General features: G+C 70.4%; 21 protein-coding genes. 15 read left to right on the top strand and 6 right to left on the bottom strand.

Going from position 1 to position 20,310, the window contains the following annotated elements; genetic code table 11:
* Nucleotides 1-102: 102 nt before the first annotated feature.
* Complete coding sequence (hutI, locus tag IE226_RS24305; protein ID WP_190083474.1) at nt 103-1,275, top strand: imidazolonepropionase; 1,173 nt, start codon at nt 103-105, stop codon at nt 1,273-1,275.
* Between the two features lie 90 nt (nt 1,276-1,365).
* Here hutI and IE226_RS24300 read toward each other — a convergent pair whose 3' ends face one another.
* Both IE226_RS24300 and IE226_RS24295 read right to left on the bottom strand, forming a co-directional pair.
* A complete protein-coding gene (locus IE226_RS24300) occupies nt 1,366-1,581 on the bottom strand; it encodes a DUF397 domain-containing protein (RefSeq protein ID WP_190083473.1) in 216 nt (71 codons plus the stop codon).
* Nucleotides 1,538-2,413, bottom strand: coding sequence for a helix-turn-helix domain-containing protein (locus IE226_RS24295; protein ID WP_190083472.1), 876 nt, complete (start codon nt 2,411-2,413; stop codon nt 1,538-1,540). The genes IE226_RS24300 and IE226_RS24295 overlap by 44 nt, the downstream gene beginning before the upstream one ends.
* Nucleotides 2,414-2,525: 112 nt before the next feature.
* Here IE226_RS24295 and IE226_RS24290 point away from each other — a divergent pair, with 112 nt between their 5' ends.
* Genes IE226_RS24290 through IE226_RS24280 form a run of 3 tightly spaced genes read left to right on the top strand, consistent with a single transcriptional unit; the run spans nt 2,526 to nt 4,022 of the window.
* A complete protein-coding gene (locus IE226_RS24290) occupies nt 2,526-2,963 on the top strand; it encodes an ATP-binding protein (RefSeq protein ID WP_190083471.1) in 438 nt (145 codons plus the stop codon).
* Complete coding sequence (locus tag IE226_RS24285) at nt 2,964-3,290, top strand: hypothetical protein (RefSeq protein WP_190083470.1); 327 nt, start codon at nt 2,964-2,966, stop codon at nt 3,288-3,290.
* A 33-nt stretch (nt 3,291-3,323) separates the two neighbouring features.
* On the top strand, nt 3,324-4,022 hold the full coding sequence (locus IE226_RS24280; RefSeq protein WP_190083469.1) for an aspartate/glutamate racemase family protein: 699 nt from the start codon (nt 3,324-3,326) through the stop codon (nt 4,020-4,022).
* 117 nt (nt 4,023-4,139) lie between these two features.
* On the opposite strand, the gene IE226_RS24275 is transcribed toward IE226_RS24280, so the two are convergent.
* Nucleotides 4,140-5,099, bottom strand: a complete 960-nt coding sequence (locus IE226_RS24275; protein WP_373307025.1) for an RNA polymerase sigma factor SigF — start codon at nt 5,097-5,099, stop codon at nt 4,140-4,142.
* 250 nt (nt 5,100-5,349) lie between these two features.
* Between IE226_RS24275 and IE226_RS24270 the strand changes: the two genes are divergently transcribed.
* The 6 genes from IE226_RS24270 (at nt 5,350) to IE226_RS24245 (ending at nt 11,117) form a co-directional block, all read left to right on the top strand.
* Complete coding sequence (locus IE226_RS24270) at nt 5,350-5,718, top strand: STAS domain-containing protein (RefSeq protein ID WP_190083467.1); 369 nt, start codon at nt 5,350-5,352, stop codon at nt 5,716-5,718.
* Nucleotides 5,719-6,005: 287 nt separating this feature from the next.
* Complete coding sequence (locus IE226_RS24265; protein WP_190083466.1) at nt 6,006-6,542, top strand: ATP-binding protein; 537 nt, start codon at nt 6,006-6,008, stop codon at nt 6,540-6,542.
* Nucleotides 6,543-6,756: 214 nt separating this feature from the next.
* Entirely contained in the window at nt 6,757-7,509 is a 753-nt protein-coding gene (locus IE226_RS24260; RefSeq protein ID WP_229871509.1) for an LPXTG cell wall anchor domain-containing protein, read from the top strand.
* A gap of 118 nt (nt 7,510-7,627) precedes the next feature.
* Nucleotides 7,628-8,605 carry a COG1470 family protein gene (locus IE226_RS24255; protein WP_229871508.1) on the top strand — a complete coding sequence of 326 codons (978 nt, stop codon included), beginning with the start codon at nt 7,628-7,630 and terminating at the stop codon, nt 8,603-8,605.
* Complete coding sequence (locus IE226_RS24250; RefSeq protein ID WP_190083465.1) at nt 8,602-9,801, top strand: hypothetical protein; 1,200 nt, start codon at nt 8,602-8,604, stop codon at nt 9,799-9,801. The genes IE226_RS24255 and IE226_RS24250 overlap by 4 nt, the downstream gene beginning before the upstream one ends.
* Nucleotides 9,801-11,117: a hypothetical protein gene (locus IE226_RS24245; RefSeq protein WP_229871525.1), complete on the top strand. Its 1,317-nt coding sequence runs from the start codon at nt 9,801-9,803 to the stop codon at nt 11,115-11,117. The genes IE226_RS24250 and IE226_RS24245 overlap by 1 nt, the downstream gene beginning before the upstream one ends.
* A gap of 279 nt (nt 11,118-11,396) precedes the next feature.
* Here IE226_RS24245 and IE226_RS24240 read toward each other — a convergent pair whose 3' ends face one another.
* Both IE226_RS24240 and IE226_RS24235 read right to left on the bottom strand, forming a co-directional pair.
* Complete coding sequence (locus IE226_RS24240) at nt 11,397-12,299, bottom strand: alpha/beta hydrolase (protein WP_190083464.1); 903 nt, start codon at nt 12,297-12,299, stop codon at nt 11,397-11,399.
* Nucleotides 12,300-12,475: 176 nt separating this feature from the next.
* The gene (locus IE226_RS24235) at nt 12,476-13,972 is read right to left on the bottom strand and encodes a peptide MFS transporter (protein ID WP_190083463.1); all 1,497 of its coding nucleotides are present in this window, start codon (nt 13,970-13,972) and stop codon (nt 12,476-12,478) included.
* A gap of 480 nt (nt 13,973-14,452) precedes the next feature.
* On the opposite strand from IE226_RS24235, the gene IE226_RS24230 reads away from it, so the two are divergent.
* Together IE226_RS24230 and IE226_RS24225 are read left to right on the top strand one after the other, a co-directional pair.
* Entirely contained in the window at nt 14,453-15,130 is a 678-nt protein-coding gene (locus tag IE226_RS24230) for a response regulator transcription factor (RefSeq protein WP_190083462.1), read from the top strand.
* A 184-nt stretch (nt 15,131-15,314) separates the two neighbouring features.
* Nucleotides 15,315-16,589, top strand: a complete 1,275-nt coding sequence (locus tag IE226_RS24225; RefSeq protein ID WP_190083461.1) for a sensor histidine kinase — start codon at nt 15,315-15,317, stop codon at nt 16,587-16,589.
* 40 nt (nt 16,590-16,629) lie between these two features.
* Here the strand turns inward: IE226_RS24225 and IE226_RS24220 are convergent, their stop codons facing one another.
* Nucleotides 16,630-17,169 (bottom strand): GtrA family protein, encoded by a 540-nt coding sequence (locus IE226_RS24220; protein WP_190083460.1) that lies wholly within the window; start codon nt 17,167-17,169, stop codon nt 16,630-16,632.
* A 187-nt stretch (nt 17,170-17,356) separates the two neighbouring features.
* On the opposite strand from IE226_RS24220, the gene IE226_RS24215 reads away from it, so the two are divergent.
* From IE226_RS24215 to IE226_RS24205, 3 genes are read left to right on the top strand one after another with little or no spacing between them, the layout of a single operon-like run.
* Nucleotides 17,357-18,526, top strand: coding sequence for a 5-(carboxyamino)imidazole ribonucleotide synthase (locus tag IE226_RS24215; RefSeq protein ID WP_190083459.1), 1,170 nt, complete (start codon nt 17,357-17,359; stop codon nt 18,524-18,526).
* On the top strand, nt 18,523-19,065 hold the full coding sequence (gene purE, locus IE226_RS24210) for a 5-(carboxyamino)imidazole ribonucleotide mutase (RefSeq protein ID WP_190083458.1): 543 nt from the start codon (nt 18,523-18,525) through the stop codon (nt 19,063-19,065). Before IE226_RS24215 ends, purE begins: the two co-directional genes overlap by 4 nt.
* 5 nt (nt 19,066-19,070) lie before the next feature.
* Nucleotides 19,071-20,270, top strand: a complete 1,200-nt coding sequence (locus tag IE226_RS24205; RefSeq protein WP_190083457.1) for a dipeptidase — start codon at nt 19,071-19,073, stop codon at nt 20,268-20,270.
* The last annotated feature ends 40 nt before the right edge of the window (nt 20,271-20,310 follow it).

Here is a 20,310-nt window from a genome sequence, read left to right as displayed (position 1 = left end):
GGTACGTACAAGGCCCTCGCGCCGGCGAGTTTTCGGGAAGGGGCGGGGTTGGGGAAAAGGAAACCGTCCATACCGCCACCGCCACCCCCCCCGGAGCCCCACATGCCCACCACCCTCATCACCAACATCGCCAGCCTCGTAACGAACGACCCCTCCCAGGGCGACGAAAGCCCCCTCGGCCTCCTCACGAACGCCGCCGTCGTCCTGGACGGCGAAAAGATCGTCTGGACAGGCCCCGCCGCCAAGGCCCCCGCGGCGGACGAGACGTACGACGCCGACGGCCGCGCCGCCATCCCCGGCTTCGTCGACTCCCACAGCCACCTCGTCTTCGCGGGCGACCGCACCCAGGAGTTCAACGCCCGCATGTCGGGCCGCGCCTACTCCGCGGGAGGCATCCGTACGACGGTCGCCGCCACCCGAGCCGCCACCGACGCGACCCTCGAAGCGAACCTCACCCACTACCTCGACGAGGCCCTCCGCCAGGGCACCACCACCTTCGAGACGAAGTCGGGCTACGGCCTGAACACGGACGACGAGGCCCGCGCCCTCCGCATCGCGGCACGGCACACCGACGAGGTGACGTTCCTCGGCGCCCACATCGTCTCCCCGGACTACGCGGACGACCCGGCAGCGTACGTAGACCTCGTCACCGGCGAGATGCTGGACGCCTGCGCCCCCCACGCCCGCTGGATCGACGTCTTCTGCGAGAAGGGCGCCTTCGACGGCGACCAGGCCCGCGCGATCCTGACGGCGGGCAAGGCGAAGGGCCTGCACCCCCGTATCCACGCCAACCAGCTCTCCTACGGCCCCGGCGTCCAACTGGCCGTAGAGCTGGACGCGGCGTCAGCAGACCACTGCACGCACCTCACGGACGCGGACGTCGACGCCCTCGCGAACAGCAACACCGTCGCGACGCTGCTCCCCGGCGCCGAGTTCTCCACCCGTGCCGAGTGGCCCGACGCCCGCCGCATCCTGGACGCGGGCGCCACGGTGGCCCTCTCCACGGACTGCAACCCCGGCTCGTCCTTCACCTCGTCCGTCCCCTTCTGCATCGCCCTCGCCGTACGGGACATGGGCATGACCCCGGACGAGGCGATCTGGTCCGCCACAGCGGGCGGCGCGGCGGCCCTGCGCCGCACTGACATCGGCGTGATCCGCGAGGGGGCCCGCGCCGACCTCGCCCTCCTCGCCGCCCCGAGCCACGTCCACCTGGCGTACCGCCCGGGCGTCCCGCTGGTCAGCGAGGTCTGGCGCCGGGGGACGCGGGTGGCGTGACGGGCCCGACCTGACGCCGATTGCGGAAAAGTCCCGCTGGATGGGCGGTATGCCCGTTATCCAGCGGGACTTTCCTGCAATACGTCGCTACTAGGCGCCCAGACGGCCGTGCGTGACCGCCGCGATGAAGGGGGCCCAGGCGGAGGCGGGGACGACGAGAGCGGGGCCGTGCGGAACCTTGGAGTCCCGAACGGGAACGACACCGGGGAGGCCGTCGGCGACCTCTAGGCACAGACCGCCGGAGCCGTTGCTGTAGCTGCTCTTACGCCAGGTGGTGTTGCTGAAGCCAGCGCTCGTACTTGCCATTTCCGTAGGCCTCCGCTGCCGTCTCGATCATCTTCAGGGATTGTTTTGGGGGCAATGCAGCAGCTCTGAGTCGACCGTATGCCCCCGCGTACTGCCCCACGAGCTCCGGTTCGTCGATGATCTGTCCGCTGTACATGCCCTCCGTGTACATGAGTGGCGGGGCGTCGGTGAAGGTCATGAGCCAGGTCGTGCCCATCATGAAGGGGTGCGGTCCGGCGTTCCACGGAAGGATCTGTGGAATGAAGCGGCGGTGTTGAGCGACGGCGACGATATGAGCGAGTTGCTCAGCCATCGCGTCCTCCCCGACGAGCGGCTGCCGAAGGATCGACTCGTGCAGGACGGCCCAGCACTCGGGTCCCTTAGGATCTTCAAAGAGCCAGGCTCGTTCCCGCCGCGCCTCGACCTTCGCCTTGACGGACTCCTCGGCCTCCCAAGGGTGTGCAGCGCGAATAACCGCCCGGATATACGGCTCTAGTTGCAGCGGACCAGGGATCAGGGTGGGGTTCCACTCCTCGATCTCCTTCGCGCGCTTCTCCAGCTCCACGATGTGCGCGAAGTACTCGGCGTGCTTGCTCCTCCGCGCCTTCTGCACATCTCCGCACCGCCGTTCGAAGAAGCCGTCCGTTTTTAGTAGCTGATCCACGTGCCGCGCTAGATCCACCGGCATTCGCCGCTGGCCTCGCTCGATCTCACTCAGGTACGACGCCCCGAAGTAGCTGCCCTCCACGGTCTCCGCGAGCGTGCGGCCCGCCGCCTCCCGCTTCCAGCGCAGCTCCTTGCCGTAGAAGGCGGGGACGCTCGCCGAGCCGTCGATGTCCTTGCGTGACGCCACAGTTGACCGCCTCCACACTTCGCGCTGTGGAACCCAAACCCCTGTCACGTTACGCCGAGCCACTGCACTGTGTGACCGAAACATCACAGAGCGCACGGAAGGCGTACCCCCCATGCCAGACCCCGCCCCCACCTCCAGGCCCGCCCCCACCTCCAGGCCCACCCCCGCCCCCACCCCCGACTTCGAACTCTCCCTGCTCGCCGTCCCCAAGGCAGTCCCCGAACTCCGCCGCACCCTGAGCTCGCGCCCCTACGGTCATGGCCCCCGCCCCGACCTCCAACTCTGCGTAAGCGAATTGCTCAGCAACGTGATCCGGCACCTCGGCGAGGGAACCCCCGTCACCGTCCGCGTCACCGGCGCGCAAGACGGCGGCCGGATCCGCGTGGCCGTCACCGACCCCGACCCCCGCGCCTGGCCCCTGCTGCGGCGGGCCGGGAGCGACGACGAGACGGGGCGCGGCCTGGCCCTGCTGGACGCGGTCTCCCTGCGCTGGGGCGTGGAGCAGGGGCCCGACAGCAAGACCGTGTGGTGCGAACTGGGGGAGGGGTAGATGCTGCGCCGTTCATTGCGACGCCTCCTCGCCCGGCTGCTGCCCGGCACGGGTACGCGCCGGCCCCGGGCCACCGCCGAGGCCCCGCCCCCGGAGCCCCCGCCCCGCCCCGAGCCGCCTGCCCGTCCCCTGCCACGCAGCCCCTACGCCCGCGAGGCCGCCGAGGACCGCCCTGTCGACGTCAGCGGCGTTCCCCTCGCGCGGCCCTACTACCGCGCCGCCGAGCGCTGCCTGCTCCAGGCGGAACGGCGGCTGGCCCTGGCCCTCGCGCTGGAGGGCGTGGACTACGGGCCGGCAGTCATTCACGGCGTCGCGCTCCCCGTCTGAGGCGGCCGTCGCGCGGGTGCGATCCTGGCCCGCATGAAGACAATCGGCCTCATCGGGGGCATGAGCTGGGAGTCGAGCGCCGAGTACTACCGGCTGCTCAACGAGCTGGTGCGGGAGCGGCTCGGGGGGCTGCACTCCGCCCGTTGCGTGCTGTACTCCGTGGACTTCGCGGAGATCGAGCGGCTACAGGTCGCGGGGCAGTGGGAGGAAGCGGGGGAGGTGCTCGCCAGGGCCGGCAAGGGGGTGGAGGCGGCCGGGGCGGATCTCGTGCTGATCTGCACCAACACCATGCACAAGGTCGCCGAGCAGGTCCAGGCGGCGCTCTCCGTGCCGCTCCTGCACCTGGCGGACGCGACCGCCGAGGCGGTGCTGCGCGGCGGCGTACGGCGCGTGGGGCTGCTCGGCACCGCGTTCACGATGGAGCAGGACTTCTACCGGGAGCGGCTGGCCTCGCACGGGCTCGACGTGCTCGTACCGGACGCGGAAGGCCGCGCGCTGGTGCACCGGGTGATCTACGAGGAGTTGTGCCTCGGGGTGGTGCATGAGGAGTCGAGGGTCGGGTACCAGAACGTCATCGAGGACCTTGTACGGGAAGGAGCTGAGGGCGTCATCCTGGGGTGCACCGAGATCGAGCTGCTGATCGGGCAGGAACACAGCCCCGTGCCGGTCTTCCCGACGACCCGTCTGCACGCGGAGGCGGCGGTAGCGGCAGCACTGGACCTTAATAGCTGAACAAAAACAACCCACCCGCTCGCCCCTGGACGCGGGGCAAACGGGTGGGTGGGTGGGGATGATCCGCCGCGAAGCGGCGGCCTGCTCGCCCGCGAAAACGCCGAGCGGCGCGAACCCTCACTCGTCGACGGTCAATCCCTTGCGAAGCTTGACGAGAGTTCGCGACAGGAGTCGCGAGACATGCATCTGCGAGATGCCGAGCTCGTCGCCTATCTCCGACTGCGTCATGTTGGCGACGAAGCGGAGCGAGAGGATCTTGCGGTCGCGCGCCGGGAGTTCGGCGATGAGCGGCTTCAACGACTCGACGTACTCGATGCCTTCGAGTCCGTGGTCCTCGTAGCCGATGCGGTCCGCGAGCGCGCCTTCGGAGTCGTCCTCCTCGGGCTGGGCGTCCAGCGAGCTGGCCGTGTAGGCGTTGGACGCGGCCATGCCCTCCACGACCTCGTCGTTGGAGATGCCCAGGCGCTCGGCGAGCTCGCCCACCGTGGGGGCGCGATCGAATTGCTGGGCGAGTTCGTCGCCCGCCTTGGCGAGGTCCAGTCGGAGTTCCTGCAGCCGGCGCGGGACGCGCACCGACCAACTCGTGTCGCGGAAGAAGCGCTTGATCTCGCCGACGATCGTCGGCATCGCGAAGGTGGGGAACTCGACGCCTCGGCTGAGCTCGAAGCGGTCGATCGCCTTGATCAGGCCGATGGTGCCGACCTGGATGATGTCCTCCATGGGCTCGCTGCGGGAGCGGAACCGGGAGGCGGCGAACTTGACCAGGGCGAGGTTGAGTTCGACGAGGGTGTTGCGCACGTACGCGTACTCGTGCGTGCCTTCCTCGAGCGTTTCGAGGCGTTCGAAGAGGGTCTTGGACAGGGCCCTCGCGTCCAGCGGCCCCACCTCGTCGTACGGCGGGATCTCGGGGAGATCGGTGAGCCCCTCGGGGACTTCCGTCTCCGGTACGGCGGTCAGGGCCGGGAACGCGTCCGGCGTGGCTTCCGTGCGGGGACCCGGGATCTCGGTCTCGATACGGTTCGGTGAGAGTGTCGACGTCGCTCGGTCAGTGCGCGATTCGTCGAGCCGGGGTGACATGGTGTCCTCCATCGTTCTCGGCATATGGCTGCCGATGCCAATACGTGCACTGCGGTGTGCGGCGCCTCCAAAGCCGTCCGTGTTGATTGCTGTCTCTTCTACCCCTACCCGGTTCCGCAGCCCGGTCGCAAGTGCGTTGTGCGGGTAAATGTCCGAATTCAGGGGCTTGTTCGGGTACCGGAGACCGTACGGAAGGCGTAATGTTCAGGGGCGTCATCAACAGCCACGACGGTCGGAAGTGAGTGACGGAATGGACCGCGGGACAGTCGGTAGCGCGCAGGGTGGCCGGCTTCTGGTCGAAGTCCGGGCCGAGGGCCCGAGCGTCGTCGTGACTCCGGCGGGTGAGTTGGATCACCACACCGCCGATTTGTTGCGTGAGCCGCTCGAGGCCTGCCTCGGCGACGGTTTTTCGCGGCTTGTGGTCGACTGTGCGCGTCTGGAATTCATGGACTCCACCGGACTCAATGTCCTTTTGGGGGCCCGGCTCAAGGCCGAGGCCGCGGGGGGCGGGGTGCATCTGGCCGCGATGCAGCCGGTGGTGGCCCGAGTCTTCGAGATCACTGGAGCCGATGCGGTCTTCACCGTCCACGACACGCTCGAAGCGGCGCTGGCCGACTGACGGGACGGCCTGTTGACGGAGCGTGCCAAGAGTTACGTGCCAGTTGTCTCTATGTGATCACCGCGTTACCAGCGTCACACGGTTGCGTCGAATAAGTGGGTGTTCTCACGGTTCGGCCGGGCAGGAGACACCCTGGATACGTCGGCAGAGTCCGCGGCGGTCCGCCGTAAAGCAATTGTTGCCAAATCAACAGCAGGAACGGCCGAGCAGCCGATGATCTCTCTTGGAGCCCCGCTACTTGTCCAGTTTCTTGTCCAGAGTCCTCTTGTCGGTGAGGTGAAGCGCTGATGAGCACCACCCGGCCTTGCTCGCCGGGCGATCGCGGTCCGGAGTCCGAGACCGTTGTCGCGGACGCTCCCGCGGACCAGGTCGCTGCGGCGGACCAGGTCGCCGCGGCGGCCACGGGCCGTCAGGGGCGCCAGGTCCGCAGGCTGAGCCTGAGCGGGGCGAGCGGCATCGTGCCGCTCGCCCGGGACTTCGCGCGCCAGGCGCTGCAGGCCTGGGGATGGCTGCCCGCGGCGGGCGCCGATCAGCGGGCGGCGGCGGAGGACGTCCTGCTGGTCGTGTCCGAGCTGGTGACCAACGCCTGCCTGCATGCCGAGGGGCCCGACGAGCTCTGGCTCTCCACGGACAGCAAGGTGCTGCGGATCGAGGTCTCCGACCGCGGCGCGGGGCAGCCCGCGCCTCGCACCCCGCACCGCGTCGGCCGCCCCGGCGGGCACGGAATGTTCATCGTCCAGCGGCTCTGCCTGGACTGGGGGGTCGTCCGTACGCCGGGAGCCCCCGGCAAGACGGTGTGGGCGGAGCTGAGCGCTCCCGTATAGGCCGCTCGGTTCCTCCCCACGGCTCCTCCCTCGGGTCGCCCGGGCAGTTCCCCCTTGGGTTACCCACGGTTCGTACGCGCGCCGGATCCACGAGATCCGGCGCGTTCTTTGTCTTCCCTCGACAAGGCCTCGGGCGTACCTTGAGCGCCCAATCTGATGTGCCGTCAGTAAATCCGCACCGCGGCACGCCACGACCGGCTGAGGGGAACCCGAGGTGTCGTACCAGAAACGAAGGGCCGCGCTCGCGCTTGCCACGGCCTTGGCCGGCGGCTCGGCGGTGCTGATGGCCGCCCCCGCCGCGCAGGCCGAGGTCCAGGACGTCAACTACCAGTGCAAGACGCCCATCGGGAACAAGGGCGCCGTATCGCCGATCGACATCAAGAGCGTGAAGAGCGGCAGCGGCTACAAACTCACCATGTCCTTCCAGAAAGGCGTCTCCTCCAGCCCCGTCGAGCTGGGCAAGGGCGCGATGAAACCGAGCGCGCTCATCAAGCTGGGCGGCGCCGAGAGCGGCACGGTGCCCGTCTCCGGGGCGCCCAACGACCAGGCGATCCCCGCCAACACCCCGATCAAGATCAGCGACCTGTCGGGGACGTACACCCCGAAGAAGAGCGGCAAGGTCACCTTCACCGCTGGTGTCCTGACCATCAAGGCGCTCGGCACGACGACGACGTGCACCCCGTCCAACAGTCCGAAGCCCTCGCTCTCGCTCGACGTGAAGGGCTCGGGCGGCGGCGGTACGGGTGGCGGCTCCGGCGGCGAGAGCGACGGCGGCGGCAGCGGCAGTGGCGGTGACAGCGGCTCCGGCGACGCCGCCGGCGCTCCCTCCGGCGGCGAGGAACTTCCGCAGACCGGCCCCGCGGACTCCGCCATCGCGCTCGGCACCCTCGGCGGCACGGTGCTGCTCGCGGGCGCGGCGGGCGCGCTCTGGCTGACCCGCAGGAACCAGGCGGCCCGGTCCCGCTAGGCGAGCGCGTACACGAGGGGCGCGTCCATCGCGTACGACGCGTCCACCACGTACGACGCGCACGTCGCGTAGGTCGCGCACCTCGCGTACGCCGCGTACGAAGATCCAGGAGCCGCCGATGCCGCCGATGCCGTCGCTGCTGTCCTTTGCCCGTGTTCTGGCCGTGGCCCTACTGGTGACGGTCGCCGCCGCGGCGGCTCCGGTGTACGCCGACGACTCCGGAGCGTGGTCCGTCGCGCCCTCCGCGGGCGGAGGGACACGGCCCGCGAAGGACGGACGGCCCTACTTCTACGTGGAGGGCACGCCCGGCTCCGTCCTGGAGGACACGGTGACGGTCACCAATCCGGGGCCGAAGCCGCGCACGGTGGAGCTGAGCGGCGCCGACGCGGACAACACGCGGGGCGGGGCGTTCTCCCTGGAGCGGGGCAGGCCGACCGACACCGGCTCCTGGATCACCTTCGCCCGGCGCACGGTGGAGGTGCCGCCGCGCACCCGCGCCGAGGTGCCGTTCAGCGTGAGCATCCCCGAGGGGGCCGTGCCGGGCGATCACCCCGGCGCGATCGTCGTGCGGGAGGGCGGTCGTGACGCCGGGGTGCGTGTGCATCTGCGGGTGAGCGGCCCGACGCTGTCCGCGCTGACGGTCGAGCGCGTCAGGGCCGAACGAGGGCGCATCTCGTACGACGTCGTCAACCGCGGCAACACCGTCCTGACCCCGCGCGTCGAGGTCCACGCGGAGGGTCTCTTCGGCCCGCTGCTCGACCGCGCGCCCCGCAAGCTGCCGGTGGAGCTGCTGCCCGGCCGCCGGATCACCCTGACGGAACCGTGGACGGGCGCGCCCGCGCTCGACTCCGTCGACGTCACCCTCACGGTCACGGCATCGGGCGGAGCCCGCGCCGAGGGCACGACTTCGGCCCGCTTCGTGCCGTGGGGAGCCGTCGCGGGGGCGGGCGCGGGGGTGCTCGGCCTGGCGGCGGCGGGGGTGTGGTTCGTACGCAGACGCGGAGAACCCGGCGACCCGCCGGGGGACGAGCCCGAACAGGGCAGTACGGAGCTGGAGTTGGCGGGCGCGGGCACGGGAAGGGGCGAGCAACTGTGAACGGCTACCCAAGCGGCAAGAGGTGCGCGGCCGCAGTCGCCGCGCTCGCGGTGCTCGCGTTCCTGCTGCTCCCGGCGAGCCAGGCCGCCGCCGCGGAGAAGCCGGTGGTCACCCTCTCCAAGACCCAGGCGGGCAAGGGCGGCGACATCACCGTCAAGGGCGAGGGATGGCGGCCGGACGCCCTGCTGATGATGCTGGTCTGCGGCCAGGCCACCCCCGCCAAGGGCGTGCCAGGCGGCACTAACTCCTGCGCCAACGACACCGGCCGCGCCGTCACCACGGACGGCGAGGGCGCCTTCAGCAAGAAACTCCCGGTGGCCGAGCCACCGAAGCCCTGCCCCTGCGTGGTCCACGTGGCCACCGTGACGGGGGAGAAGGCGCAGGCGGACGCCGCCTTCAAGGTCGCGGGCCATCCCGTTGCGCCCCTGCCCGAGCAGCAGGGCGGCGGAAAGCTCTCCGTCCTCACCGACACGCGGCTGGAAGGCTCAAGCGGCGTACTGACCTGGTTCGGCGCGCCGCCCTCCCGTACGTTCGTCTTCACGGTGGGCAACGTCGGCTCGGCCCCCGTCAAGAACCCGGTCTTCCAAGTCGGCACCTCCCACGGCGTGTTCGCCCCGCAGTGGGAGGAACAGCAGTGGCGCGGAACCATCGCTCCCGGCAAGAAGGCGCAGATCAAGCTACCGGTCGAGCTCTCGGCGGGGGCGCACGGCGACTACCTCGTCTCCCTGAAGTTCGGCGGAAAGGTCCTCGCCGAGCAGCCCTGGGGCGTCGGCCGCCCCTGGGGTGTCACCGTCTTCTGGATCCTGCTCTGCGTCGTCGTACCGGCTGCCGTCTTCCGTATCGGCATGGCGGTGGTGGACAAGCTCCGCCCCGACCGACGCCGTGGCGGACGCGGCAGTCGTGGCAGTCGCGGCAGTCGTCCGGCGGGGCGCCACCGCACCGGCAGGCTCTCCGAACTCACCGACCGCATGCCGAAGTTGCGGCTGCCTCAGGGGGCGGCCGCGGCGGACGGCGCGGCTCGTGCGCCGGGTACGGAACCGCCCCGCGAAACCGGCGGGCCCGGCAAGGGCACGGCCCCGAACACGACCACCCTCCCGTGGTTCACCCCTGACACAGACCCCGGCGCCGGGACCGGCCCCGCCGGACAGCTCTCCGCACCGTCAGACAACAGCCCGACGACGAAAGGAAACACGTGATCAGCACACGACGGAGAGCGGGCGCGGCCTCGGTGTCGCTGCTGCTCGGCGGGGCGGGCATCCTGCTGGGCGCGGGTCCCGCGCAGGCGGCCGAGACCGCGTACAAGACGGAGTGCATACCGCCGTCGATATCAGGGCTGCCGCCGGTGCAGGGCACCACGAAGGTGGAGATCACCGCGCCGGCCACCGCGAAGGTGGGCGACGAGGTCGAGGTCGTATGGAAGACCACGCAGGCCGCGTCCAAGAACCCGGACGTCCTCGACCTGGACAAGGACACGGTGAAGCCGACCGGCACGGTCAAGCTGGGCGGCGGGCAGACCGGTGACCTGGCGATGACGGGCGAGCGCGTGAATCCGCCGATCAAGAAGAACAGCCCGATGGTCCTGTCCGACATGAAGGGCAAGCTGAAGCTGACCAAGGCGGGCGACGTCACGCTCACTCCGGGCGCGTACAACATCAACGTCAGCAAGCCGGTGTCGACCGACACCAAGTGCTCGCCGAAGGAGGAGGTCAAGCCGGGGGCGACCATCAAGGTGACGGAGGGCGGCGGCAGTTCGGGCGGCACGACATCGGGCAGCACCTCTGGCAGTACGGGTGGCGGGAACACGTCAGGGAGCACCGGCGGGGACACGTCCGGCAGCGGCGGCGGCGATTCCACAGGCGGCGGCGACGGTGGCAAGACCGACTTCCCCGGCAAGGAAGTCCAGACCCCCTACAAGTGCAAGACGCCCATCGGCGACAAGGACGCCACCTCGCCCGTCCAGATCAACGCCAAGAAGGACGGCGGGAACTACGGCCTGACCGTCGAGTTCAAGAAGTCCGTCATGGACAGCCCCGCCGACATCCCCGCGGACTCGGTGAAGCCGTCGATGGAGGTCAAGCTGGGCGGCGCGGACAAGGGCACGGTGCATGTCGAGGGCGCCACCAACAAGGAGCCCATCAAGTCCGGCGACCCGATGACCATCCCTGACCTGACCGGCACGTACAAGCCGGGCGCCGACGGAAAGTCGACGCTGTCGCCGGGCGTCCTCACGGTCAAGGCGCTCGGTACGACGACGACGTGCACTCCGTCCAAGGCGGAGGTGTCCCTGGAGATCGACACGGCGGCGCAGCCAGGCGGTTCCGGCGCCGGCGGCAGCGGTTCCGCGGGGGGCCCTGCGTCTGCAGGCGGCGCGGGTGGTGGTGGCGACCTCGCTGAGACGGGCGCCGACGACAACGGTGCCTTGCGTGCCCTCGGCCTGGTCGCGGGCACTGTGATCCTCCTCGGCGGCGCGGTCTTCACGTTCCTCCCCGCGCGAAGGAGGGGCCTGCGCTGAAGCGCCCTTCAGGGGCGCGGGGAACTGCGCGAGCAACCCGACGAGACCCGCACTCGCCGTGGAACGGCTGTGGGCAGACGCGTCTGCGGGCCGGTCGTGGCGGGCCGCGCAGTTCCCCGCGCCCCTGCGGGGCGCGTCTGAGGGGCGCGGGGAACTGCGCGATCAGCCGTCGACGGCCTGTGGCGGCCAACGGTGCAGACGGCGCAGACGCGTCTGCCTGCGGCGGCCACGTGGCGGGCGCCGGCCCGATGTGGCTGGCCGCGCAGTTCCCCGCGCCCCTTACGGGGCGCTTCTCTTTCGGAGCCACTTCAGTACCGCCTGTGCGAGGGCCGGGTTCTTGAGGAGGGCGCCCCCATGCGCCGAGCCCGGTTCGATGCGTACCGTCACGTCTCGGCGGCCCGCCTCCGACTGGGCGTGGGCGAGGTCGGTGGAGTGCGCCACCGGCACGAAGTCCGCCGCCGCGTGCGTGAGGAACATCGGGGGGTCGTCCTTGCCCGAGGCGTGCGATTTGGCGGAGAGGTCCTCCCAGCGGGCCAGGCACCGCTGCCCGCCCCGCGCGGGCGAGCACCCCGCGAGCCGCTCGGCGGCCAGCCGCAGCCCGCGCTGGGCCGAGGACGCGGCGGTCAGCCCGCCGTCCGTCCAGGCGCGGTAGGGCGAGGCCACGGGGGAGAGCGCCGCCACGGCCCGGATCCGCTTGCGCCCGGCGCCGTAGGTACCGGCGCTGACGGCGAGGTGCCCCCCGGCGGACGACCCGAGCACCACGGGCGTGCCACCGCCCCGCCGCTTGACCCACCGCAGGGCCGCGAGCACGTCGTCGCGCTGCGCGGGCCAGGCGGCGTCGGAGGCCAGCCGGTAGTCGGTGTCGTACACGGTGAATCCGCGCGCCGCGAACCACCGCGCCCACCCGCTCCAGTCGGTGTCCCGCAGCCACGACCCGCCGTGCAGGATCATCAGGGCGGGGTGCCCGGACCGGTCGCCGTACACGGTGATGTTCTGCCGGGCGTACCTCCCGTACGAGAAAGTCGGCACCGCCCCCGGAGCGACCGGCCCCGGAGCGGCCTCGACCGGAGGCGCCCCCGGAGCGGCCTCGGCCGGCGGCGGCGGCTCGGGGGCGGCCTCGACGGCCGCACTGGACGACAGCAATGCCAGGCAGAGGGCGAGGACCGGCAACGTACGACGCATGGCCAGATGGTTCACCGCCCGGCACCGGCACCGCCGCGGAAACGTATCGCGTCACCGCCACGGGCTAGCGAACGACCCTCTGTTCGCGCGAGTGGTCGAACGAACGCGAGGGCCGCCGCACCCTCGGTGCGGCGGCCCTCGCCGTGTCCGTCAGCCCGCAACGGGCGTGATCGGCGTCAGTTCACGGAACCCATCAGTTCCTTGACCTTCTTGCGGTTCAGCCAGATGCCGAAGCCCGCGATGACCGCGATGACCGCCTCGACGGCGACCGCGCCCGAGTTGTTCAGGTCGACCCCGAGCTGCGGCGAGGTCAGCAGACCGGTGACGGAGTCGCCCGCGGTGACCGCGAGGAACCAGACACCCATCATCTGGGCGGTGTACTTCGCCGGGGCCATCTTCGTGGTGACCGAGAGGCCGACCGGGGAGAGGCAGAGCTCGCCGACGGTCTGGATGAAGTAGATCGCGACCAGCCACATCGGGCTGACCTTGCCGCCGTTGTTGGCGGTGTCGATCAGCGGGATGAGGAAGACGAGGAAGGAGATGCCGATCAGCGTGAGGCTGGAGGCGAACTTGACCGCCGTGCTCGGCTCCTTGCCCCGCTTGTTCAGCCACAGCCACGCCGAGGCGACCACGGGGGCGAGCGCCATGATGAAGATCGGGTTCAGCGACTGGTACCAGGAGGTCGGGAAGTCGAATCCGAGCAGGTGGTTCGTCGTGGAGTGCTCGCCGAAGATCGACAGGGTCGAGCCGTTCTGGTCGTAGATCATCCAGAAGACGGCGGCGACGATGAAGAACCAGACGTAGCCCGAGAGCTTGGACTGCTCCAGGTCCGTCAGCTCCTTGTCGCGCTTCATGCGGACCAGGACGGTGACGGGGATGACCAGGCCGGCGATGGTGAGCGGCATCAGCGCCCAGTCGGCGAAGTTTCCGGTGACGGCGAGGAACGTGTAGAGCGCGGCGGCCACGATCAGCCAGATCAGGCCGGTACGCAGGGCGGACCTGCGCTGCTCGGCCGTCGCGGGCTTGGAGACGACGCTGCTCTCGCCGCTCAGGTGGCGCGAGCCGAGCATGAACTGGGCGAGGCCGAGCGCCATGCCGATCGCGGCGAGCGCGAAGCCGAAGTGCCAGTTGACGTTCTCGCCCACGGTGCCGATCGTCAGCGGGGCGAGGAAGGCACCCATGTTGATGCCGATGTAGAACAGCGTGAAGCCACCGTCACGGCGCGGGTCCTCCGGGCCGTCGTAGAGGTGGCCGACCATCGTGGAGATGTTGGCCTTCAGGAGGCCGGAGCCGAGCGCGACGAGCGCGAGCCCCGCGAAGAAGGAGGCCGAGCTCGGCAGCGCGAGCGTGATGTGGCCGAGGATGACCACGCCGGCGCCGATGGCGACCGTCTTGCGCGGTCCCCAGAACCGGTCCGCGACCCAGCCGCCGGGCATGGCGAGCAGGTAGACCATCGACATGTAGACGGAGTAGATCGCCGTCGCCGTCGTGGCACTCATGTTCATGCCGCCGGGGGCGATCAAGTACAGCGGGAGAAGTGCCTTCATGCCGTAGAAGCTGTAGCGCTCCCACATCTCGGTCATGAAGAGTGTGGCCAGTCCGCGGGGGTGGCCGAAGAAGGTCTTCTCGGAGCCAGGGGTGCCGGCGGAGTCCTTCGTCAGGCTGGACGCCATGGGTCGATCCTCGTGAGTTCGGGACGCGCGGCAAGAGCGTGTGCGCGCCCGGTGGGGGGCGGTCGGCACCGGGGTCGTATCGTCCGCACACCCCCACGCCCGGGGGGAGTTCGCGCTCCGTTACGAGGAGGGCGCTGGTGGACGGCGACTCCGAGATCCACGCCCTGGCGCATACGCACGCGCAGGGCCCGACCACAGGTCATTCCTTCGAAGGCCGGCAGCAGAGCCGGCCTGCACATAAAAGAGACCTAAGGCCGCACAGCGGGCCATAGGTCCTTGCATAGTGCATCAGGCGTTGGGTCACCATACGCCATGTGAAGGGAGGATATGGAAGGACTTGAGAGATGGATCACAGGTTACGGTGGAACCGTCGCCCACATTTGAAGGTGATCCACAGGATCGCACCCCACAGCCGCAGGCGTCGACCGGCTGCGGGCGATCACCCCACGGCGGCCGTCCGGCGCGGACTACCATCACCCCATGACCCGTGTACTGCTCGCCGAGGACGACGCGTCCATCTCGGAGCCGCTGGCCCGTGCCCTGCGCAGGGAGGGGTACGAGGTCGAAGTGCGTGAGGACGGCCCGACCGCCCTCGACGCCGGGCTGCAGGGCAGCGTCGACCTCGTCGTACTCGACCTCGGGCTGCCCGGAATGGACGGCCTGGAAGTGGCCCGTCGCCTCCGTGCCGAGGGGCACACGGCGCCGATCCTCATCCTCACCGCCCGCGCCGACGAGGTGGACACCGTCGTCGGCCTGGACGCGGGCGCCGACGACTACGTCACCAAGCCCTTCCGCCTCGCCGAGCTGCTCGCCCGGGTCCGGGCCCTGCTCCGGCGCGGGGCCGCCGAGCCGCAGCAGGCGCCGGCCACGCACGGCGTACGGATCGACGTCGAGTCGCACCGGGCCTGGATGGGCGAGGAGGAGCTCCAGCTCACGGCCAAGGAGTTCGACCTGCTCCGGGTCCTGGTCCGCGACGCGGGCCGCGTGGTCACGCGGGACCAGCTGATGCGCGAGGTCTGGGACACCACGTGGTGGTCGTCCACCAAGACCCTGGACATGCACATCTCCTGGCTCCGCAAGAAACTGGGCGACGACGCGGCGAATCCCCGCTACATCGCGACGGTACGGGGCGTCGGCTTCCGCTTCGAAAAGAGTTAGCGACAGCGCCCCTTCAGGGGCGCGGGGAACTGCGCGAGCAACCCAAGACGACCCGCACCCGCCGTTGCTCCGCCGTGGGCAGACGCGTCCGCGGGCCCGTCGTGGCCGGCCGCGCAGTTCCCCGCGCCCCTGACGGGCGGCCCTGGCGGGCCCCCGCCAGTTCCCGATCCGGGACACTGGTGGCATGCGCCGCCGACTGATCAGCAGCACCCTCGCCGTAGTCCTCGTAGTGATCGCGGTCTTCGGGGTGAGCCTCGTCATCGTCGAGACGAGGACCATCAGCAGCAGCGCTCAGGAGCGAGTGACGAGCGAGGCGTTCCGCCTGGCCAGCATCGTGGACAGCAGGCTCATCAGCGACGAGCGGATCAGCGCCGAGATCCTGCGTGACGTGGCCGCGGTCGACACTGACCGCTACGCCCTCATCGAGATCCCCGGCCGCGCCCCCATCAAGATCGGCAGCCGCCCCACCGGCGACGTCATCCACGACACGGCCATGGGCGAGGAGGGCGAGAAGGTCACCGTCGAGGAGCCGCGCACCGCGGTCACCCAGGAAGTCGGCCGCACCCTGCTGATCATCGGCGCCGTGGCCCTGCTCGCGATCATCGCCGCCGTACTCCTCGCCGTACGCCAGGCCAACCGCCTGGCCTCGCCGCTCACCGACCTCGCGGAGACCGCCGAGCGTCTCGGCTCGGGCGACCCCAGGCCCCGCCACAAGCGGTACGGAGTGCCGGAGCTCGACCGTGTCGCGGACGTCCTGGACGGCAGTGCCGAGCGGATCGCCCGCATGCTGACCGCCGAGCGCCGGCTCGCCGCGGATGCCTCGCACCAGCTGCGTACGCCCCTGACGGCGCTGTCCATGCGCCTGGAGGAGATCACCGTCACCGATGACCTGGACACGGTGAAGGAGGAGGCCACGATCGCCCTCGCGCAGGTCGAGCGGCTTACCGACGTCGTACAGCGGCTGCTCACGAACTCACGCGACCCGCGCACCGGCTCCGCCGTCTCCTTCGACCTGGACGAGGTCATCAAGCAGCAGCTGGAGGAGTGGCGCCCGGCCTACCGCAGCGCGGGCCGCGCCATCGTCAGCTCGGGCAAGCGGCATCTGCGGGCCGTGGGCACGCCCGGCGCGGTCGCGCAGGTCCTCGCCGCGCTCATCGAGAACTCCCTCATGCACGGCGGCGGCACCGTGGCCCTGCGCACCCGCGTCACGGGCAACCAGACGGTCGTCGAGGTCACGGACGACGGCCCCGGCGTCCCCGCCGACCTCGGCGCGCGGATCTTCGAGCGCACCATCAGCGGCCGCAATTCGACGGGTATCGGCCTCGCGGTCGCCCGGGATCTGGCCGAGGCCGACGGCGGCCGCCTGGAGATGCTCCAGACCAAACCCCCGGTGTTCGGCCTGTTCCTGTCGCGTACGCCGCCGAAGCGGGCCGAGGAGCGCGAGGCGACGCTGCGCTAGCGCGCCGAAGAGCCCGGCAAGCCCGGCAGGTCAGGCAGGCTCAGCGCGTGCCCCGCGCCGCGGGCCGCTTCTCCTCGGCCTTCTCGGCCGTGACGGCCGGGGACTCGTCGTCCAGGAACGATTCCGCACGGGCGACGGCCTCCCGCGCGGGCAGCGTCTTGAAGACCCAGGTGCGATAGGACCAGAAGCGGAAGCAGGTGGCGATGCCGATGCCCACGAACTTGAAGATGTTGCGCTGGAGCGGGCTGTCCCAGTCGAAGCCGTAGATCGCCGCGTACAGGACGCCGTTCTCGATCACCAGGCCGACCGCGCTGAACATCAGGAACAGCGAGAGCTCCTTGGTGCGGGAGCTCTTGTCGCGGTCTCTGTACGTGAAGTAACGGAAACCGACGTAGTTGAAGGCGATGGCGACGACCGTGGCGATCACGTTCGCGCGCACGGCCTGGAGGTCCGTCGTGTGCCACAGCAGGTTGGAGACGCCGAAATTCACCAGCGTGCCCAGGGCTCCCACGGCCCCGAACTTGGCCACTTCGCGCGCGAGCTGCTCCATTCGCACCCGTAGTGCGCCACGTTCCGTCATGGTGGTCGCCCCAACCCCCGTCGTCGATTCGTTCGGTCGTCGTCTCGTCGACGTATTTGGTGATTCGGTCGCGTCAACCCCGCCATGCTAACCAGCGACCCCTGCCCGTCGCGCGTGGACGCTTCCACACTGTGGCGGCTCTGTGACGGGCGAGCCCGTACGGTGCACGGGAACCGGCCGTTCCGACATGGCTGATACAGGCCGATACCCTGGGGGTGTGACGTTCCCGGTAGTCGGCATGGTCGGCGGCGGTCAGCTCGCCCGCATGACCCACGAGGCGGGTATCCCCCTCGGCCTGAAATTCAAGCTCCTCAGTGACACCCCTCAGGACTCCGCGGCGCAGGTCGTCGGCGATGTCGTCATCGGCGACTATCGCGACCTCGACACGCTGCGCGAGTTCGCGAGGGGCTGCGACGTGATCACTTTCGATCACGAACACGTACCCACCGAGCATCTACGGGCCCTGGAGGCGGACGGCATCCCCGTGCGCCCGGGGCCCGACGCGCTGGTGCACGCCCAGGACAAGGGCGTCATGCGCGAGAAGCTCACGGAGATCGGCGTGCCGTGCCCGCGCCACCGGATCGTGAGGGACGTGGCCGATGTGGCCGCCTTCGCGGCCGAAGGCGACGGCTTCCCCGTGATCCTCAAGACGGTGCGTGGCGGCTATGACGGAAAGGGGGTGTGGTTCGTCCGTTCCGTCGAGGACGCCGAAGATCCCTTCCGGGCCGGTGTCCCGGTCCTGGCCGAGGAGAAGGTCGACTTCGTACGGGAACTCGCGGCGAACGTCGTGCGCTCGCCGCACGGCCAGGCCGTGGCCTACCCCGTCGTCGAGTCGCAGCAGGTCGACGGCGTCTGCGACACGGTGATCGCGCCGGCCCCCGGCCTCGCCGAGGACCTCGCGGGCGCGGCGCAGGAGCTGGCGCTTCGCATCGCCAAGGAACTCGACGTGGTCGGCCATCTCGCGGTCGAGCTCTTCGAGACGCGCGACGGCCGCATCCTGGTGAACGAGCTGGCGATGCGCCCGCACAACTCGGGCCACTGGACGCAGGACGGGGCGATCACGTCCCAGTTCGCCAACCACGTGCGCGCGGTGCTCGACCTGCCCCTCGGCGACCCGCGCCCGCGGGCGAAGTGGACGGTCATGGCCAATGTCCTGGGCGGCGACTACCCGGACATGTACCAGGCGTACCTGCACTGCATGGCGCGCGACCCGCAGCTGAAGATCCACATGTACGGCAAGGACGTGAAGCCCGGCCGCAAGGTCGGCCACGTCAACACCTACGGCGACGACCTGGACGACGTGCTGGAGCGCGCGCGTCACGCGGCCGGCTATCTCAGAGGAACGATCACCGAATGACCGCACCTGTAGGACCTGTAGTCGGCATCGTCATGGGCTCGGACTCCGACTGGCCCGTCATGGAGGCCGCGGCCAAGGCGCTCGACGAGTTCGAGATCCCCTACGAGGTCGACGTCGTGTCCGCGCACCGCATGCCGCGCGAGATGGTCGCGTACGGCGAGGAGGCGGCCGACCGCGGGCTCAAGACGATCATCGCGGGGGCCGGCGGCGCCGCGCATCTGCCCGGCATGCTCGCGTCGGTGACGCCGCTGCCGGTCATCGGTGTGCCCGTACCGCTGAAGTACCTCGACGGCATGGACTCGCTCCTGTCCATCGTGCAGATGCCCGCGGGCGTGCCGGTGGCCACGGTCTCGGTGGGCGGCGCGCGCAACGCGGGCCTGCTCGCGGCGCGCATCCTCGCCGCGCACGACCCCGAACTCCTCGGTCGTATGCGGGAGTTCCAGCAGGAGCTGAACGAACAGGCCACGGAGAAGGGCAAGCGCCTTCGTAGCAAGGTCGAGGGCGCGGGGTCCGGCTTCGGCTTCGGTTCGGGGAAGTGAGCGGGATGACGTCCCCGGACACGTCTTCGCTGGATGACGCCCGCGCTCTCCTCGCCGAGTTCCCGGTGGTCGACGGGCACAACGACCTGCCCTGGGCGCTGCGCGAGAAGGCGGGTTACGACATCGACCGCCTCGACATCGCGGCCGACCAGACGGGCAGCCTGCACACGGACATCGCTCGCCTGCGGGCGGGCGGTGTCGGTGCGCAGTTCTGGTCGGTGTACGTCCGCACCGACCTGACGGGCGACGCGGCGGTGAGCGCGACGCTCGAACAGGTCGACTGCGTCGAGCAGTTGCTCACGCGCTACCCCGCGGACCTGCGGCGCGCGCTGACGGCTGCGGACATGGAGGCGGCGCGGGCGGAGGGCCGTATCGCGTCGTTGATGGGCGCAGAGGGCGGCCACTCCATCAACAACTCCCTCGCCACGCTGCGGGCGTTGCACGCGCTCGGCGTCCGCTACATGACGCTGACGCACAACGACAACATCGCGTGGGCGGACTCGGCGACGGACGAGCCCGGCGTCGGCGGCCTCTCCGCGTTCGGCCATGAGGTCGTACGCGAGATGAACCGCAGCGGCATGCTCGTGGACCTCTCGCACGTGGCGGCGACGACGATGCGGGCGGCCCTGGACACCTCCGTGGCGCCGGTGATCTTCTCGCACTCCTCGGCGCGCGCGGTGTGCGACCACCCGCGCAACATCCCGGACGACGTCCTGGAGCGGCTGCCCGCCAACGGCGGCGTCGCGATGGCCACGTTCGTCCCGAAGTTCGTTCTCCAGGCGGCGGTCGACTGGACGGCGGCGGCCGACGAGAACATGCGGGCGCACGGTTTCCACCACCTGGACACGACGCCGGAGGCCATGAAGGTCCACGCGGCCTTCGAGGAGTCGACGCCGCGCCCCGTCGCCACGGCCGCGACGGTCGCCGACCACCTCGACCACATGCGCGAGGTGGCGGGCGTCGACCACATCGGCATCGGCGGCGACTACGACGGCACGGCGTTCACGCCGGACGGCCTCGACGATGTCGCCGGCTACCCGAACCTGATCGCGGAGCTCCTGGCCCGCGGCTGGTCGAAGCCGGACCTGGCCAAGCTGACGTGGCGGAACGCGGTGCGCGTGCTCGGCGCGGCCGAGGACGTGGCGCGGGACGAGCAGTCCCGGCGCGGTCCTTCGAACGCGACGCTCCAGCAGCTGGACGGCTGAGGGCGTACGGGCAGCGGGGTGGGGCGCGGCCGACCGGCCG

Origin of the sequence: Streptomyces longisporoflavus (assembly GCF_014649775.1) — a bacterium.
Classification (GTDB): domain Bacteria; phylum Actinomycetota; class Actinomycetes; order Streptomycetales; family Streptomycetaceae; genus Streptomyces; species Streptomyces longisporoflavus.
The sequence above is the reverse complement of the archived record's forward strand: the minus strand, read 5'-3'. Positions and strand labels throughout refer to the sequence as shown.